The organism is Dyadobacter sp. CY261, assembly GCF_021440085.1.
Classification (GTDB): Bacteria; Bacteroidota; Bacteroidia; order Cytophagales; family Spirosomataceae; genus Dyadobacter.
The window spans coordinates 418,701-435,464 of record NZ_JAKCPW010000005.1 but is presented as its reverse complement, the minus strand read 5'-3'; the positions used below and the strand labels follow the sequence as shown (position 1 = coordinate 435,464).

General features: G+C 47.9%; 17 protein-coding genes. 14 read left to right on the top strand and 3 right to left on the bottom strand.

Annotated features, from left to right (window positions below; all coding sequences use genetic code 11):
• The first annotated feature begins 74 nt into the window (after nt 1-74).
• The 13 genes from hisH to LZD49_RS16845 all read left to right on the top strand — a co-directional run bounded on the left by hisH (nt 75) and on the right by LZD49_RS16845 (nt 11,940).
• A complete protein-coding gene (hisH, locus tag LZD49_RS16905) occupies nt 75-662 on the top strand; it encodes an imidazole glycerol phosphate synthase subunit HisH (protein ID WP_234668745.1) in 588 nt (195 codons plus the stop codon).
• Nucleotides 663-681: 19 nt separating this feature from the next.
• A complete protein-coding gene (hisA, locus tag LZD49_RS16900; RefSeq protein ID WP_234668744.1) occupies nt 682-1,404 on the top strand; it encodes a 1-(5-phosphoribosyl)-5-[(5-phosphoribosylamino)methylideneamino]imidazole-4-carboxamide isomerase in 723 nt (240 codons plus the stop codon).
• 3 nt (nt 1,405-1,407) lie between these two features.
• On the top strand, nt 1,408-2,181 hold the full coding sequence (hisF, locus tag LZD49_RS16895; RefSeq protein WP_234668743.1) for an imidazole glycerol phosphate synthase subunit HisF: 774 nt from the start codon (nt 1,408-1,410) through the stop codon (nt 2,179-2,181).
• A gap of 92 nt (nt 2,182-2,273) precedes the next feature.
• A complete protein-coding gene (hisIE, locus tag LZD49_RS16890) occupies nt 2,274-2,915 on the top strand; it encodes a bifunctional phosphoribosyl-AMP cyclohydrolase/phosphoribosyl-ATP diphosphatase HisIE (protein ID WP_234668742.1) in 642 nt (213 codons plus the stop codon).
• Nucleotides 2,916-2,928: 13 nt separating this feature from the next.
• Entirely contained in the window at nt 2,929-3,264 is a 336-nt protein-coding gene (locus tag LZD49_RS16885; protein WP_234668741.1) for a phage holin family protein, read from the top strand.
• Nucleotides 3,265-3,323: 59 nt separating this feature from the next.
• A complete protein-coding gene (locus tag LZD49_RS16880; RefSeq protein ID WP_234668740.1) occupies nt 3,324-3,662 on the top strand; it encodes a phage holin family protein in 339 nt (112 codons plus the stop codon).
• Between the two features lie 97 nt (nt 3,663-3,759).
• Entirely contained in the window at nt 3,760-4,167 is a 408-nt protein-coding gene (locus LZD49_RS16875; RefSeq protein WP_234668739.1) for a hypothetical protein, read from the top strand.
• Nucleotides 4,164-4,937, top strand: a complete 774-nt coding sequence (locus tag LZD49_RS16870; RefSeq protein WP_234668738.1) for a geranylgeranylglyceryl/heptaprenylglyceryl phosphate synthase — start codon at nt 4,164-4,166, stop codon at nt 4,935-4,937. The genes LZD49_RS16875 and LZD49_RS16870 overlap by 4 nt, the downstream gene beginning before the upstream one ends.
• A 149-nt stretch (nt 4,938-5,086) precedes the next feature.
• Entirely contained in the window at nt 5,087-5,275 is a 189-nt protein-coding gene (locus LZD49_RS16865) for a hypothetical protein (protein WP_234668737.1), read from the top strand.
• 67 nt (nt 5,276-5,342) lie between these two features.
• Nucleotides 5,343-5,957: a hypothetical protein gene (locus tag LZD49_RS16860; RefSeq protein ID WP_234668736.1), complete on the top strand. Its 615-nt coding sequence runs from the start codon at nt 5,343-5,345 to the stop codon at nt 5,955-5,957.
• The gene (porU, locus tag LZD49_RS16855) at nt 5,935-9,318 is read left to right on the top strand and encodes a type IX secretion system sortase PorU (RefSeq protein ID WP_234668735.1); all 3,384 of its coding nucleotides are present in this window, start codon (nt 5,935-5,937) and stop codon (nt 9,316-9,318) included. Before LZD49_RS16860 ends, porU begins: the two co-directional genes overlap by 23 nt.
• A gap of 104 nt (nt 9,319-9,422) precedes the next feature.
• On the top strand, nt 9,423-10,580 hold the full coding sequence (porV, locus tag LZD49_RS16850; protein ID WP_234668734.1) for a type IX secretion system outer membrane channel protein PorV: 1,158 nt from the start codon (nt 9,423-9,425) through the stop codon (nt 10,578-10,580).
• 79 nt (nt 10,581-10,659) lie between these two features.
• On the top strand, nt 10,660-11,940 hold the full coding sequence (locus LZD49_RS16845; RefSeq protein WP_234668733.1) for a pitrilysin family protein: 1,281 nt from the start codon (nt 10,660-10,662) through the stop codon (nt 11,938-11,940).
• Here LZD49_RS16845 and LZD49_RS16840 read toward each other — a convergent pair whose 3' ends face one another.
• Nucleotides 11,941-13,269, bottom strand: a complete 1,329-nt coding sequence (locus LZD49_RS16840) for a deoxyribodipyrimidine photo-lyase (RefSeq protein ID WP_234668732.1) — start codon at nt 13,267-13,269, stop codon at nt 11,941-11,943.
• A gap of 227 nt (nt 13,270-13,496) precedes the next feature.
• On the opposite strand from LZD49_RS16840, the gene LZD49_RS16835 reads away from it, so the two are divergent.
• Nucleotides 13,497-14,351: a DUF1080 domain-containing protein gene (locus tag LZD49_RS16835; RefSeq protein ID WP_234668731.1), complete on the top strand. Its 855-nt coding sequence runs from the start codon at nt 13,497-13,499 to the stop codon at nt 14,349-14,351.
• Between the two features lie 260 nt (nt 14,352-14,611).
• On the opposite strand, the gene murA is transcribed toward LZD49_RS16835, so the two are convergent.
• Nucleotides 14,612-15,919 (bottom strand): UDP-N-acetylglucosamine 1-carboxyvinyltransferase, encoded by a 1,308-nt coding sequence (murA, locus tag LZD49_RS16830; protein ID WP_234668730.1) that lies wholly within the window; start codon nt 15,917-15,919, stop codon nt 14,612-14,614.
• 45 nt (nt 15,920-15,964) lie between these two features.
• Complete coding sequence (locus LZD49_RS16825) at nt 15,965-16,738, bottom strand: DUF4290 domain-containing protein (RefSeq protein ID WP_255721048.1); 774 nt, start codon at nt 16,736-16,738, stop codon at nt 15,965-15,967.
• Between the last annotated feature and the right edge of the window lie 26 nt (nt 16,739-16,764).

Here is a 16,764-nt window from a genome sequence, read left to right as displayed (position 1 = left end):
GAATACATAGTATCCCATGAAGCCCGATTGTTAAGATCGGGCTTTTTTATTGTCGATTTCAAGCATAAAATGGTATGAAAACCGTCATTATCAAATACAATGCAGGCAACGTGCAGTCGGTCATGTACGCGCTCGACCGCATTGGCGCGAGTTATCTTTATACCGACGATGAAGCCGAGATCCGCTCCGCCGACAAGGTAATATTCCCGGGCGTGGGCGAGGCTAGTACCACCATGAGCTATTTGCGAAATGTAGGTCTCGATAAAGTAATCCCTTCATTGAAACAGCCCGTATTTGGGACATGCATAGGAATGCAGCTTATGTGCCGGTTTTCTGAAGAGAACAATACCGAATGCATGGGTATCTTCGATGTGGATGTGAAGCGATTTCCAGCATCTGCCGGTTTGAAAGTGCCGCATATGGGTTGGAATAATATCTCGGATTACCAATCGCCATTGACGGACGGAGTGCCAGACAATGCATATCTCTATTTTGTACACAGTTATGCCGCACCGGTTTGCGAATACACTGTAGCGAGCTGCGATTACGCATTACCATTCAGCGCAATGCTGCACAAAGACAACTTTTACGCCGCCCAGTTCCACTGCGAAATCAGCGGGAATGCAGGCCAGCAAATACTTGAAAATTTTCTTAAAATTTAATAACCGCCTGCCCTAACCCATGATCCATGTTATTCCCGCTATCGACCTGATTGAAGGCAAATGCGTTCGTCTTACCCAGGGCGATTATGGTCAGAAAAAGATTTATAATGAAAACCCGCTGGAAGTAGCGTTACAGTTTGAGGATGCAGGTTTAAAAAGATTGCATTTAGTTGACCTTGACGGTGCAAAGGCTAAAAAGGTCGTCAATTGGAAAGTATTGGAAAAAATAGCCTCCCAAACCTCATTGCATATCGATTTCGGTGGCGGTGTTCAATCGGATGATGATCTGAAAATTGTATTCGAAAGCGGCGCAAAGCAGGTTACTGGGGGTAGCGTCGCCGTAAAGCAGCCCGAGTTATTCGAACATTGGCTGAAAACATACGGAGGCGAAAAGATCATCCTCGGAGCGGATGCCAAGAATGAGAAGATCGCGGTAAGTGGCTGGGAGGAAGGCACGTCCATTTGGGTGTATGATTTTGTGGAAGAATATGTGGAGAAAGGGGTGAAATACACGGTTAGTACTGATGTCGCGAAGGATGGCCTGCTGCAAGGTCCTTCCTTTGATTTATACAAAAACCTTCAGGATAAATGTCCTGACCTGAATATCATCGCCAGCGGAGGGATCGCAGGGATCGAGGATGTGGAAAAACTGGCGGAAATGAACATTTACGGCGTGATCATCGGTAAAGCCATCTACGAAAACCGGATAAGCCTGACCGATTTACAGCGTTTTTCAGTTTAATATATGCTTACAAAACGAATCATTCCCTGTCTCGATGTGAAAGACGGCCGGACGGTCAAAGGGGTTAATTTTGTGAACTTGCGTGACGCGGGTGACGCTGTCGAACTCGGCGCATTATACGCCGCGCAGGGGGCCGACGAACTGGTTTACCTTGACATTACGGCCACTGTCGACGGTCGTTCGACATTTATCGATCTCGTTCGCAGAGTAGCGCAGACCATCAATATTCCTTTTACAGTCGGTGGTGGCATTTCGTCGATTGCAGACGTGTCCGCGTTGCTGCATGCAGGTGCCGACAAAGTTTCGATTAATTCGGCTGCGGTGCGGAACCGGGATCTGATCAATGAGCTGTCTCTCGAATTTGGCAGCCAGTGCATTGTTGTCGCCATCGATACGCGTTACATTGAAACGGAAAGTGGCCATGAGCACATTGTCCACACGCATGGAGGCAGGAAGGCGACGGAAATCCGTTCGATACCCTGGGCGAAGGAAGTGGAGGAGCGCGGGGCGGGAGAGATCCTGTTAACATCGATGGATACGGACGGAACCAAGGCCGGTTTCGCGCTTGAATTGACTGCGACCATTTCGGGTAATGCCAATATCCCTGTAATAGCATCCGGTGGCGCGGGCAATATGGAGCATTTCTATGACGTATTTACCAAAGGAAAGGCCGATGCCGGATTAGCAGCAAGCATTTTCCACTTTCGGGAAATCGATATTCCGGATTTGAAAGATTATCTCAAAAACAAAGACCTGCCGATCCGGATTACCCGGTAACGGCGCGAAGTTTTATCAAACACAATCAACCCGGGTGGCCAGCAAGCCCCAATGCTGTGGTCCGAGCGGGTGTTTTAATTGAACAATAACAAATGAGCGAGACGTTTTCATCCATTGACTTTAATAAATCGGCCGACGGGCTTGTGCCGGCCATTATCCAGGACGTACACACCGGTAAAGTGCTGATGCTTGGCTACATGAATGCAGAAGCATTGGACGTAACGAGGCAGCAAGGTACCGTTACATTTTTCAGCCGGAGCAAGCAACGCCTGTGGACGAAGGGTGAAACATCGGGCAATTTCTTGTTTGTAAACGAAATTGCGGCAGATTGTGACGGCGATACCTTGTTGATCAAGGCGACACCCGCAGGCCCGGTTTGTCACACCGGTGCGGATACTTGTTTTGGGGAAAAAAATAGCCAGCCGGAAATTGCTGACACACGTTCGGGCGAGGCTGCTTTCCTGAACTACCTTCAAAAAGAAGTAATACGTGAACGAAAACTCAATCCTTCGGAAGAGTCTTATACGAGTAGTCTCTTCAAAAAAGGGATTAATAAAATCGCGCAGAAAGTGGGGGAGGAAGCGGTGGAAGTGGTGATTGAATCGAAGGATAACGACGACCATCTTTTCAAGAGCGAAGTGTCGGATTTGCTGTTCCATTTGCTTGTTCTGCTCGAACAAAAAAACATTGACTTAGATGAGGTAATTGACGTACTTCGTAGCCGTCATCAATAAAAACCAGATCCGTATGAAGTTACTCCTACGTCTTGTTATCAGTACTTTGGCGATAATCGTTGCCGCAAACTTGGTTCCGGGGGTTGTAGTTGCCAGCACCGGAACGGCCATTATAGTCGCCATTGTGCTGGGTATTCTCAACACCTTCCTCAAACCTGTCCTCCAGATCCTCGCACTGCCCATTACCATTCTTACGCTGGGGATCTTCTATTTCGTCATCAATGTTTTCATCATTTACCTCGCAGCATCGCTTGTAGACGGGTTTCGGATAGACGGTTTCATTCCTGCACTGTTCTTTGGCCTGGTGGTTTCGATCGTTTCGGCAATCCTTGGTATGTTTTTAGATTGATGTGGGGAAAGTCTGTCGTAAGGCACAAAATCTTTTCACATGATTTGAAAATTACCGCTATGCTAAGTCAACTGGAAGAAATCAAGGACACCCTTTTTAAATATTTCGAAACGCGGATCGACCTATTTAAGATTGAAACCCGTGATAAGATCGAGCGGGCTGTCGTAATGGGGATTTACGCGGCCATATTGCTTTGCATAGGCCTTACGATCCTGATTCTGCTCGTTATACTATTAGGTACGTTCCTAAACAAGTGGCTTCATAGCGACTACCTGGGCTTCGTTATATTGCTCGGCGTTTTCATCGTTAAGCTTACGGCCATCATCATCTGGAAGGAAACATGGATCCGGCTGATCCGGAAAATAATCGTTCGTTTTGTCAGTGTGAAAGAGGAATAATGCTTTTTGGCTGCTTTATTTGGCAATAAGTTTCTCTGAATTGCTATTTTTGGATTCCTTTTGAAAATTCTCAGGGCACTATTTAAACAGATTTGAGATGAGTTCTTCAACAGATTCTTCGGTAAAAATCACCAAGCCGTTTTCATCCGATACGGACAAGGACAAAGAAGGTCTGGTGCAGGACGCCGATCTGTACCGCGAAAAGCTGGAAACACAGTGGAGCGGGCTTAAAAAGGAAGCCACTACTTACGGAAAGCAAGCGCTGGTGATCGGTGGGGTCGTCGCGACCACTTTCGTAGTGATGAATGCGCTATTGCCAAAAGGGAAAAAGAAAAAGGAAATTTTGGTAGAACCGGTTGTGCCTGTTGATAAAGTGAAAATCTCCAAAATCAAAACCCAGTCTGCGGTCGGACAAGCCGTTCAAAGTTTAGCCTGGACATTGGCTGTGGGGTGGGCGCGCCAGAAGCTAAAACATTTTATTGAAGACGAACGAAAAACCGAATGAAAGCAGCGAAACATCAAATCGCAGACCTCCTTTCCGAACGTAAAGCAGAAAAAAGGAAATCGTTTGCTGTTCTCCTTGATCCGGATAAAATCAACCTTTCCACTTTCCCGAAATTCCTCGAATACGCGGCTGGGCACGGCGTTGACTTTTTTTTTGTGGGCGGAAGCCTCATTACTAACTATGCGATCGATAAGCTGATCGCCGCTATTCATGAATACACGGCCATTCCGGCCATTCTTTTCCCTGGTAGCAGCCTGCACATCGAACCTGGCGCCGATGCAATCCTGCTGTTATCGCTGATATCCGGCCGCAATCCTGAATTGCTTATAGGGCAACACGTTATTGCTGCACCGTTGCTAAAAAGAAGCGGCCTCGAAGTGCTGCCGACAGGCTATATGCTTATCGAAAGTGGCAAGCTCACCACCGTATCTTACATTAGCAATACTACTCCGCTGCCCCGTGACAAACCGGGCATTGCAGCGTGCACCGCGCTCGCCGGTGAATACCTGGGGCTTAAAAATATTTTTCTAGACGCGGGCAGTGGTGCCCAGTTCCCGGTTCCTGCCGAAACCATCGCAGCTGTACGCGCCACTGTGGACACGCCGATTATCGTCGGTGGTGGTATCGATTCTTATGAAAAGGCGGATAGTGCATTGAATGCAGGCGCAGATGTGATTGTTGTCGGTAACGGCATTGAAGCTAATCAGGAGTTGTTGCCCGAAATCGCTGCGTGTGTCAGGGCATTCAATGAAAAACTGGAAAGTGTTTAGGGGGAATGTTAGAATTAATAGGATAAATTAAAGCGGATCAAGAATTTTCTAAGGAAATTTTAAGTTCTTGGAAAAATACAAACTCAAAATTTAGGAATATTCAATTCGATGGTATTACCTTTACACCGAACCTTAATTACACCCAAGAAATGAAAAAATTCTTTGCATTTGCGTTTGTTGCCGGGATGGTAGCTTTCGCTGCTTGTACTAGCAAACCTGCTGACGAATCAGCTGATACTACTGCTGTAACTGTTGAAACTCCTGCAGTTGATACTACTGCTGCGGTTGACACAACTGTTGCTGCTGACACTACTGCTGCTGATACAACTAAAAAGTAATCAGACGTACAAGTCGAAAATCTTGAAAAGCCCTATGAAAATAGGGCTTTTCTTTTTTTATTCGAGGATGAAAAACATGTCTTTGGGGTCGTATGTGCCAGATGCGGCAGCTGAATATTGCCAGGAGTTGTACCGCACCCACCGGTTTGATTTTTTTCTTTCGCGTCCACGCCGCACCCGCCTCGGTGATTTCACCGTAAAACCCGGTATAGTACCGCGGATCACGGTTAATGCAAATCTTAATCCTTATAGTTTTCTGATTACATACCTGCACGAAGTCGCACATTGCATTGTGCATTATAAATATAAAGGTCGTGGCAGAAGAAGGGTAGCGCCACACGGTGCCGAATGGAAGCACGAGTTCCGGGAGTTGCTGCTGCCGGTCATGCGCGAAAGTATCTTTCCCGCAGACATTCTCGTTCATTTGCTTCGTTATGCTCAAAACCCCGCTGCATCGACCGGCGGTGACCAGAAACTTTTTAATGCACTCAGAAAGCACGATGAGCAGGAATTGATTACCGGTAAAGTATGTCTTTTTCAGTTGGACGAAGGAACGAGTTTCGTTTTTCAGGACAGGCTTTTTACACGCGGAACGCTTCGGCGCACGCGTGTACTCTGCACGGACAAGGCCTCTCAGCGTCTCTACACGATCCCTGCTCATGCATTGGTTGAAGCATGCTGATGTCCGGAGAATAGCAGTTTATGCAATGTCGGTCAGCCTGACATTGTTGATTTCCTTTTTTTCCCACGCACAAAAATCGGTATTATCTGACGGTCAATGGTTCAAATTGGCAGTGACTGAGTCCGGTATTTATCGCATCGATGCAGGTTTGCTTTCAGAAATGGGCGTCGACATTGCCGTCGTGCGCCCCGCTGGTATCCGCATTTATGGAAATGGCGGGGCGATGATACCGCAATCCAACAAGTCCGGTTATGTGAACGCTTTGATGGAGAATGCCATTTGGGTTAGTGGTGAAGAGGATGGAAAATTCGACAAAGGTGACGCCGTGTATTTCTATGCGGAAGGTCCCCACGTGACCCAATATGATGCTTCGAAAGCGGGGCTCCGCCACCAGATCAATCACTATTCTGATTCCAGCTTCTATTTTATCACATTTGCGGAAAGCAATGGGTTGCGAATCAAATCTGATGCGGGGCTTTCGGTTGCCGCGACAAAAACAGTCAGTCAGTTCGATGATTACTGGTACCACGAAACAGAATCTTCAAACACCCTTAAATCCGGCAGGGAATGGTGGGGCGAATACCTTGCCGGGAGTACTTCTGGGTTTACCGTGGATGTCACTTTACCTGGTGTAGTGGCTTCGTCGGATTTCAAGCTAAGAACTTCATCTATCGGCGCGGCCCAGGTCCCTACCCGTTTCATATGGCAAGTGAATGGTACCACGGTGGGCGAGGAACCAATAGGAACGGTCGGCTCCGGAACGTACGACGTGAAGGCTCTACAGACAGGCAACACCTATACATTGAAGAATGCACCGGTATCGGGAGTTTTTAAAATTAATGTCAGCTACAACAAAAACGGACAAAGCTCGGCTGAGGCTTATCTCGATTATATAGGACTTCAGGTAAAAAGGGAGCTCAGGAACTACGAAGGTCAGCAAATTTACCATTTCCTGCCGCAGGTCACCGATACGGTAACCTATCAGTTTCTTGGGTCCTCGGAAGGATTCAGACTTTGGAATATTACAAACCCGCTCATGCCCGAGGCCATCGTGCAAAGAGATGGAGCGGGCGCTTTTCGCTGGACAGCAAGGGGAGCACGTAGTATTCAAAAGTATATTAGTTTCGCCCCAGGCGACGCACTACCGCCTGTGTCCTGGCAAACTGTTGGAAATCAGAATATCGCAAGCACCTCGACGCCAGACCTGCTTATTATAACGCCTCCCGCCTGGGAGCGTGAAGCAAACCGCCTGGCCGGGTTCAGGAATGCCCGTGATGGGCTTGACGTGCGGGTGGTAACAACCCATCAGATTTACAACGAATACGCTTCCGGGCGCCCCGACATCACGGCGATCCGTGATTTCGTCAAGGAGCTTTATCATAAGACTCCGGGCAAGCTGAAATATCTTCTATTGTTTGGTGATGCAACGTATGACTATCGGAACCTGCTCCAAAATCAATCGCCAGGGCAGCGTGCGGGTTGGATGCCAGTGTATGAAAGCAGGGAATCGTTGAATCCGGTGTATACCTATTCTTCCGACGACTATTTTGGTTTTATGGACGCCAATGAGGGCGACTGGAATGAAAATACGGCCGGCGATCACACGGTCGACATTGGGATCGGAAGGTTGCCGGTGAAGTCATTGGAAGAAGCGAAAATTGTGGTCGATAAGCTGATCCGCCACGAATCATCGGTTGGGATGTGGAAAAATACAGTCAGGTTTGTGGCCGATGACGGCGACGGCAATATCCATCAACGTCACGCCGATCAATTGGCTGATCTGATTCAGGACCGGATGTTTTCTGTGAGATCATTCATCGACGAAGTGCCGCAAACGACTACAGACGCAGGACAGAAAGCCCCCGCCATTAACCGTGCCATCCGAAGTGCGATCGATCAGGGCACGCTCATTCTAAATTATACCGGTCACGGTGGCGTGAGCGGATGGGCTGAGGAACAGGTATTGACGTTATCCGATATGCTTTCGGCCCGTGGAATGGACAATCTCCCACTGCTGATTACGGCGACCTGCGACTTTGGACGTTACGACGACCCGGGTGTTGTTTCAGGGGCGGAGCTGATGGTACTGAGCCCGAAAGGTGCGGCAATAGGGGCGATCAGTACAACGAGGCCGGTGTATTCCAGCACAAACTTTGCGCTGAACAAGGCATTTTACGAAGCATTGCTAAATGCGAAATCCGGGCAGCGACTGGGTGATTTTTTCCTGCAAACCAAAAACAATGCGCTCGCCGGCAGTTTGAACCGCAACTTTACGCTGCTGGCCGATCCATCAATGATCTTGACGCCGGGAAAAAGAAGCATACGGTGGGCAGCGCTGCCGGACACGTTGCGCGCATTGCAGAAGGTCACACTCGGTGGAGAAATTTTCGACCCGGCGACAAATATGGTTGATGTCTCGTTTAATGGGACGGCACGCGTGGTGATTTATGACAAACCAATCGAGTTCCGCACGTTAGGTAACGAGGGAAATCCCGAAACTTATACCGAGTTCCGTAGCAAGCTGTTTGACGGAAGCGTATCGGTGAAGGAAGGCCGCTTTCAATCTACACTGCAAATGCCGAAGGATATCGATTATCGCGCGGGTACAGGCCGCGCGAGCATCTATGCCGTCCGGGGTGACAGTATTTCAGATGCATCCGCGCAACTCGCGGTAATCGTTGGAGGAAGTGCGCCGCAACAAACCGACACTATTCCTCCTAAGTTAGCCGGGTACCTTAACACACCTGCTTTCCGGGATGGCGACACCGTCGAGCCGTCCTCCTCGCTCGTTCTCCGAATGAGTGACGAGAGCGGAATCAACATTTCCCGTGCGGGAATCGGGCATGACATTACGATGACTTTGAATGATACGCTTACAGTTGTTTTGAATGATTATTACGTGGCCGATCTGAATAATTATCAATCGGGTGCAATCATTTATCCGTTGGAAAATCTGCCCGCCGGAAAATATATTGTCCGCGCAAAAGTATGGGACGCATATACTAACTTTTCTGAAATAGCGTTCGGGTTTCTAGTAGGCCCAGCCAAGGGAATTCAACTCAACGCCTTTAAAGTTTACCCTAACCCATTTCAGAAGGACCTTACATTCGAGCTCGGGCACGACCGGGCTAACGAGGACGTAGAATTAATTTTTAATATATTGCTTATCAATGGGCAACTTTTGGGTACTTATAAAAAGCTTTACTATAACAGCGAGCCCGTAATCAGGGAAATGTGGGACCTCGCGCAGTGGGTAAAAGCAATACCGGTTGGCGAATCACTTGTCTACCATTTACGGATTAGATCGTTAAAAGACAATTCCACCGATCAAAAAGCAGGTAAATTGATCCGATCTCCTTAGGATAATAAAACTTATTAAATTTTTAGTATTAACTATCTTTCATTGTATTTTTGACCCTTTGAAGAGGCTGATATAAAGCACTTCCTATCGCAAATCCAATTTCTATGAGACTTTTTTTTGTTACATTATCCTCACTATTCTTTTTAACATCAGGTACGCTTTTCGCCCAGCAGAATTCCACAAGAAGAATTCCGGCATCACCACTTTCCTTTTTAACATTTGCCCCCGATGCGAGAAGTGCTGCTATGGGGGAGGCCGGTGTAGCGCTCAGCCCCGATGCGAATGCAACTTACTGGAATGCGGCAAAGCTTCCTTACAATACAAAAGATTTTGGCGTTTCAGCTTCTTACACTCCCTGGCTGCGCTACCTGGTTGATGATATGTGGCTAGGCTATCTGACTGCCTACAAGAAATTAGGCGATCGCCAGGCTGTGGCGCTTTCCGTGAACTATTTCAACAACGGAGAACTGGATTTGCGGGATGCGATCGGTAACAATACCGGTTATTTCAATTCACGGGAAGTAGCGATCAACGGAACCTATTCACGCCAGCTTGGCAGAAACTTCTCAATGGGTTTGACGTTGAAATATATTTCCTCGAACCTTGCCGGAAACGCGGTCGTTAACAACATTTCATTGAGCCCTGCACGTGTTGCTGCGGGTGACATCAGCGCTTACTATAGGAAAGAATTTAAGAATGAGGATACCGGCAGCGAACTGGTGTGGTCATTGGGCGCGGTGCTTTCCAACCTGGGTGGTAAGATCAATTACGGTTCAGGCACAGAAACTGAAAACTTTATTCCTACCAACCTGAAAATTGGAACCGGATTGTCATATACAGGCGACGGAAGAAACCGCTTTAATTTCATCGTCGATGTCAGCAAGCTGATGGTTCCCACACCGGATGGCACAACAAACATCAATACCAAGCCTTTGTTGGACGGCGTATTCGGATCGTTCTCAGATGCTCCGGACGGGTTTAAAGAAGAAATTCAGGAAGTAGCCATTGCTACCGGTCTGGAATACTGGTACAACAACATCTTCGCGCTGCGCGCTGGTTATTTCGGAGAGAATAAAAACAAAGGCGACCGCCGTTTCTTCACCGCTGGCGCAGGCTTGCGTTTCGCTGATAAATATGCTGTCGACTTCGCTTATATGTTCCCTACTACCCAGGGGAGCCCACTTGCGCAGACATTACGTATCACACTGTCTCTCGCTTTGAACAAAGCGGAGAAGCTGGATGTAAGCGACACCGAAAACTAAGCATTACCAGAAATTTAATTTTTCCGGAACGAATGGCGTTATTGCAACGTCATTCGTTTTTTTATACTCATCGCTTCCCATGTTGCTGGACCGTACCATTGCTCCCGATTTCAAGATCATTGAAACTGTAAACCTGCCGGAACCCCGGACATACACGCTAGATAATGGTATCGCGCTGCACGTGATCAATATCGGAGAACAACCGGTGGTACGCCTTGAATGTATTTTCGAAGCGGGTAACTGGTATGAAAGCGAGGTGGCGGCATCGTACTTTGCGATCAAAATGTTGCTGGAGGGAGTCGAAGGTATGACATCGCAGGAAATCAATGAGGCATTTGATAACCTGGGAGCGTTCACCGAAATGAGTCACACCTCCGACCGCGTCGGCATCGTGGTGTACTGTCTGTCGCGGTTTTTGCCGGATGTGCTGCCACTTGTGCAAAAAATGATAGGCAATCCTACTTTTCCGGAGAAAGAATTTCAGGAATTAAAGAATATCACCATTCAGAATCTGAAGGTGAATAAAGAGAAAACCGCGTATCTGGCAACTACCGAATTCAGGGCGCGATTGTTTGGTGCAGCTCACCCCTATGGCCATAGCCAGAGCGAAGAGGGGATAGAAGCTCTAGGGCTGGATGCTGTCCGTGTGCATTATGATCGGTTTATCCGGAATAGTAAATTCACGGTAGTGCTGGCAGGGCAGATCGCCGAGGCGGATGTGCAGCATGTGAATGCCACATTAGGTCAAAACCGGGTGGACGCAGCGGTAGGTAGTGGAATTTACAATGCTTCAGAATCCTACCATGGCGATGAAACGATAGTGGAAAGACCTGAAAGTGTGCAGTCATCGATCCGTATGGGCCGCGTGTTATTCAACCGGCATCATCCCGATTATTCCAAAATGCTCGTCGCAAACGAGATTCTGGGAGGGTATTTTGGTTCGAGGTTAATGAAAAATATACGGGAAGAAAAAGGACTGACCTACGGTATTTCCTCACACCTTGCGACGTTTCGTCATGAAGGGTACTTTATGATAGGAACCGATGTAAAAAAAGAGTTTACTCAGCAAACCATCGACGAAATCAGAAAGGAAATAGTCCGGCTCCAAACCGAGCTGGTGGGGCCAGAGGAATTACAAACTGTTAAGAATTTCATGGCGGGTGAATTCACGGGGTCATTGAATACCGCATTCGAGGTTGCCGACCGCCGCAAGATATTGTTACTGGATAGCCTGCCTGCGAATTTTTTCAATCAGTACATCGAACGCATCCACGCTACGACAGCGGAAGATGTGATGGCCATGGCGAACAACTACCTGCGTCCGGAAGATATGGTTACTGTTATTGCAGGAGGAAAATAGCTACTTGTTCGCCTTATCTAGCGCATCCTTATAAGCTTTAAGGCAGCGTTCCCGGGCCATTTTGTGGTCCACCATGGGCGAAGGATATTCGTAGGTGCCAAATTCAGGGACCCATTTTTTGATATATTCCATTTTAGGATCAAACTTCTCGGCCTGAGATGCCGGGTTAAATATCCGGAAATACGGCGCGGCATCCGTTCCTGAGCCAGCCGCCCATTGCCAGCCGCCATTGTTGGCTGCCAGGTCATAATCCAGCAACTTTTGTGCGAAATAAGCTTCTCCCAGTCGCCAGTCGATCAATAAATGCTTCGAAAGAAAGCTTGCTGTGACCATTCGCACGCGGTTGTGCATAAAGCCAATCGCATTGAGCTGGCGCATACCGGCATCCACAAGCGGGTAACCGGTTTTACCTTCGCACCATTTCTTAAAATCGTCCTTGTCGTACCTCCATTGAATGAAATCATAGGCCTTTCGGAATGCCTCGCCTTTACCGACGTGCGGAAAATTGGACAGGATTTGCTGGTAAAAGTCCCGCCAGATCAGTTCGCTCAGAAACGTATCACTATGTTCGTGAGCGTGACGCGCCAGTTCGCGAATGCTTACAGTTCCAAAGCGCAGGTGAATGCCGATCCGACTGGTCGCTTCTTTGGCTGGAAAGTCCCGTTCGTTTGCGTAGTTTTTCAATAGGTTGGCGCTCACCTCATCGGATGGGAAATTGTAGTCGGCTTTTTCGAACCCCATTTCTTCCAGCGAGGGCATTTCATCAGTTTTCAACTTGTAAAGGTGTCTGAAATACTTTTTGGTAGGATAGGAAGAGAGGTAAAAGCCGTTGCATTTCTCCTTCCAGGCCCGGCTGTAAGGTGTGAAAATCGTGTAAGGCGAACCTTGGGAAGTCAGGATTTCCTGCTTTTCGAATATGACCTGGTCTTTGCAGGTTTTAAATACAATATCTTTTTCTTTCAGAATCCTGTAAACATCCTTGTCGCGCTCGGTGGCATAGGGTTCGTAATCGGTGTTGGTGTAAACTTCTGCGATGTCATAATCCTCCACCAGTTTCTCCCAAACGTTTACTGGAAAGCCGTATTTAACGAGAATATCAGCATCTCTTTCTCTCAGCTCATTGCTGATTTTCGAAATTGCTTCGTAAATGAATGTCAGACGGGCATCTTTTTTATCTTCCAGGTCATCAAGAATGTTACGATCGAAAATAAAAAGTGGGACGACCTGATATCCTGACCGAAGGGCGTAATAAAGTCCCGCATTGTCGTGTAGCCGAAGGTCGCGGCGGAACCAGAATATGGCAACTTTTTCTTTGGGTTTCAGGCTCATGCAATTGAACGGTCGGGAATGAGACTCCGTTGATGTAATGTTAATTACGAAATATGGCATTTTTTAGATTAATCAGCCACCAGCAAATTCAAAATTCCTGTCACGTAAATGCGTTTCTATGGCATCAGAAATGGATAGTGAAGTTGTATCTTTACCACCGTGGTGACTTTGCCAATATCTATTTGTACAAAACCTTGCCAGCATTCATCTTAACACAATCTGCATTCATGAAAATTAAACTCACGATCCTATTCAGCCTGGTGTGCCTTACCGTTTTCGGTCAAAAAGATGCCGACAAACAGGAATGGAAACAGCTCTTCAATGGTAAAAACCTGGACGGCTGGGACATCAAGATCCGGGGCTATGATCTGAACGACAATTATAATAACACTTTCCGAGTGGAGGATGGCAAAATGGTTGTTCGCTATGATAAGTACGATGACTTCGCTCAAAAATACGGCCATATTTTCTATAAAGGCGATTTTTCCTACTACCGAATCTCTGTTGAGTACCGTTTCGTAGGAGAGCAGGCACCCAAGGGCGAAGGCTGGGCATGGCGCAACAGCGGTATCATGGTGCACGGACAGCCCGCCGCAACGATGGGCAAAAATCAGGATTTTCCGGCCTCTATCGAGGTACAATTGCTTGGTGGAAATGAAAAGACCCGCACGACTTGTAACCTATGCACGCCTGGTACTAATGTAGTGATCGACGGTAAGCTTGTGACACAACATTGCATCACTTCAAAATCCAAAACTTACAATGGCGACCAATGGGTGAAGGCCGAAGTGCTTGTCTTAGGCGATTCTCTGATCCAGCATTTTGCCAATGGAGAAATGGTTTTGGAATATAACAAACCACAACTAGGCGGTGGCAATGTGAGTGGGCACGATCCTTCGCTGATGATCGCCGGCCAGTTGCTCGACCACGGTTCGATCTCCCTGCAAAGCGAAAGCCATCCCGTCGAGTTCAGAAAGGTTGAAGTTCTGGATTTAAAAGGCTGTATGGATCCGAAAGCGACAAATTACAAGTCGTATTATGTAAAAGCGGATAACAGCAAGTGCAGTTACAAGAAGAAGTAAGCCGGAGCCTTTAAAGCAGAATGTCACCCTGAGAGCGGTCGAAGGGCCATGCACGATGTTTGTCGGTATGGATGTCTTCGACTGCGCTCAGACTGACATTTGTGATTCACTCAGACTGACATCTGTGATTCACTCAGACTGACATCTGTGGTCGGCTCAGACTGACATCTGTGGTTGGCTCAGACTGACATCTGTGGTTCGCTCAGACTGACTTTTTGATTCGCTCAGACTGACGTTTACATTAAGTCTTCAATACAATATTACAACCTCACAATCTCCGCGCCGATCGCGTTCAGACGCGTGTCGATATTCTGGTAACCGCGATCGATTTGTTCGATATTGTCGATAATACTTACACCTTTGGCCGACATGGCTGCTATGAGCAATGCAACACCGGCGCGGATGTCGGGGGATGTCATGCGGATGCCGCGTAGTTGTGTTTCGCGGTTGTGCCCGATGACTGTCGCACGGTGTGGGTCGCAAAGGATGATTTGCGCACCCATTTCGATCAGCTTATCCACAAAGAACAGGCGGCTTTCGAACATTTTTTGGTGAATGAGCACGGTTCCCTGCGCTTGCGTAGCCGTAACGAGCACGATACTCAGCAAGTCGGGTGTGAAGCCAGGCCATGGGGCATCGGCTACCGACAATGTAGAGCCGTCGAGATAGTTTTCGATGCGGTAGCGTTCCTGTGCGGGAATGAAAATATCGTCACCGTGAAATTCCATTTTAATACCCAATCTCTGAAAAACATCCGGGATAATGCCCAGTTCGGGAATACGGCAGTCTTTAATGGTGATTTCCGATTGCGTCATTGCCGCTAAGCCGATGAAGCTGCCGATCTCGATCATATCGGGCAGCATGGTGTGTTCGGTGCCTTTCAGCTCGCTTACCCCTTCTACTACAAGCAGGTTGGAGGCGATACCGGAGATTTTGGCACCCATGCGGTTCAGCATTTTACAAAGCTGTTGCAAATAGGGCTCACAGGCGGCATTATAGATCGTAGTAGTTCCTTCGGCCATTACCGCGGCCATCAAAACGTTGGCTGTGCCGGTTACAGAAGCCTCATCGAGCAGCATGTAAGTACCTTTCAAATTCGCTGCATCCACGCGGTAGAACCCGCCATCTTCTTCGTCGTAGCTGAATGTGGCGCCTAGTTTCTCAAAACCCAGAAAATGGGTGTCCAACCTTCTTCTACCGATTTTGTCACCACCCGGACGAGGGATACGTCCTTTCCGGAAACGCGCCAGCATAGGCCCGAGCAACATGACCGAGCCGCGCAATGCAGCCGCTTTCTGGCGGAAAGAGTCAGATTCCAGGTAATCTAGGTTAATGTCATCGGCCTCAAATCGAATCGAGGAGTCACTCAGACGTGTGCGGCGTACGCCCAGGTCACCCAGGAGATTTATGAGCTGATTTACGTCGCGGATATTAGGAATATTATGGATCGTGACCGGCTCCCTGGTGAGCAATACGGCGCAGATAATCTGTAATGCTTCGTTTTTAGCGCCTTGCGGTACGATTTCACCCTTGAGACGTCGATCCCCGGTAATCTTGAATGATGGCATAGAAAATTTTGGGCAGTTGAGACTGTATAAAATGAAACCTGGATATTACATTCCAGGTTTTTTGCGATTGTTATTTCGGTTGTTATTAGTGTTGTTGTTGTTTCCGTTCCGGTTGGAAAATTTGTTGTTCCGGTTGCGGTTCTGATTGCCCTGGCTACTACTGCCCTGCCGGTCGCTATGGCTGGACTGTGGCTTAAAACCAACCTGGTTTACGCGGTTTCGTTCCTGATTGTTGTTCCGGTCCTTTGGAGCGGCTTCCACCGGACCTGATGTCCGTATGTAGTCGATTTCTTCCTTCAGACGCCCTTTGCTAAGTTGTTCCAGCTGGCCTAGCAACACATGGTCTTCCGGGTTATCCTTATTCCAGGCGTTGAAAAATGAACGCATCAGCCGGAAAATATAGGAAACGAATGCCAGGCGGTCTTCGGGATTTTCGGTTTGCGAAGCTTTTTCGAGCAGCAGGTCAATGTTGCGCCCATAATGGCGGAATGTCAGGTTCTGCTGGTTGTACTCCACCTTAAGCGGTTTTTTACCCAGGGCTTCTTTGGATGGTGGAGGAAATGGACTGTCAACGTCCAACTGGAAACCGGAAATAATGTACAGGTCGTCCCAGAGCTTGTTGGTGTAGTCCTGGTTGTCGCGCATGTTGGGGTGTATCTGGCGCATGAGCTCAACCAGGATATGCGCGTAGAGGGTGCGCTTGGCTTTGTCCTCGATCCTAACGATGTGGTCGGCCAATTTTTGTACGTTACTACCGTATTCTTTCAATGGGATATCTTTTTTATAATGGACAAAAATAATAAGTTTTTGTGGAAACAAAATGAGGGAGAGCGGTAAAACAGCCT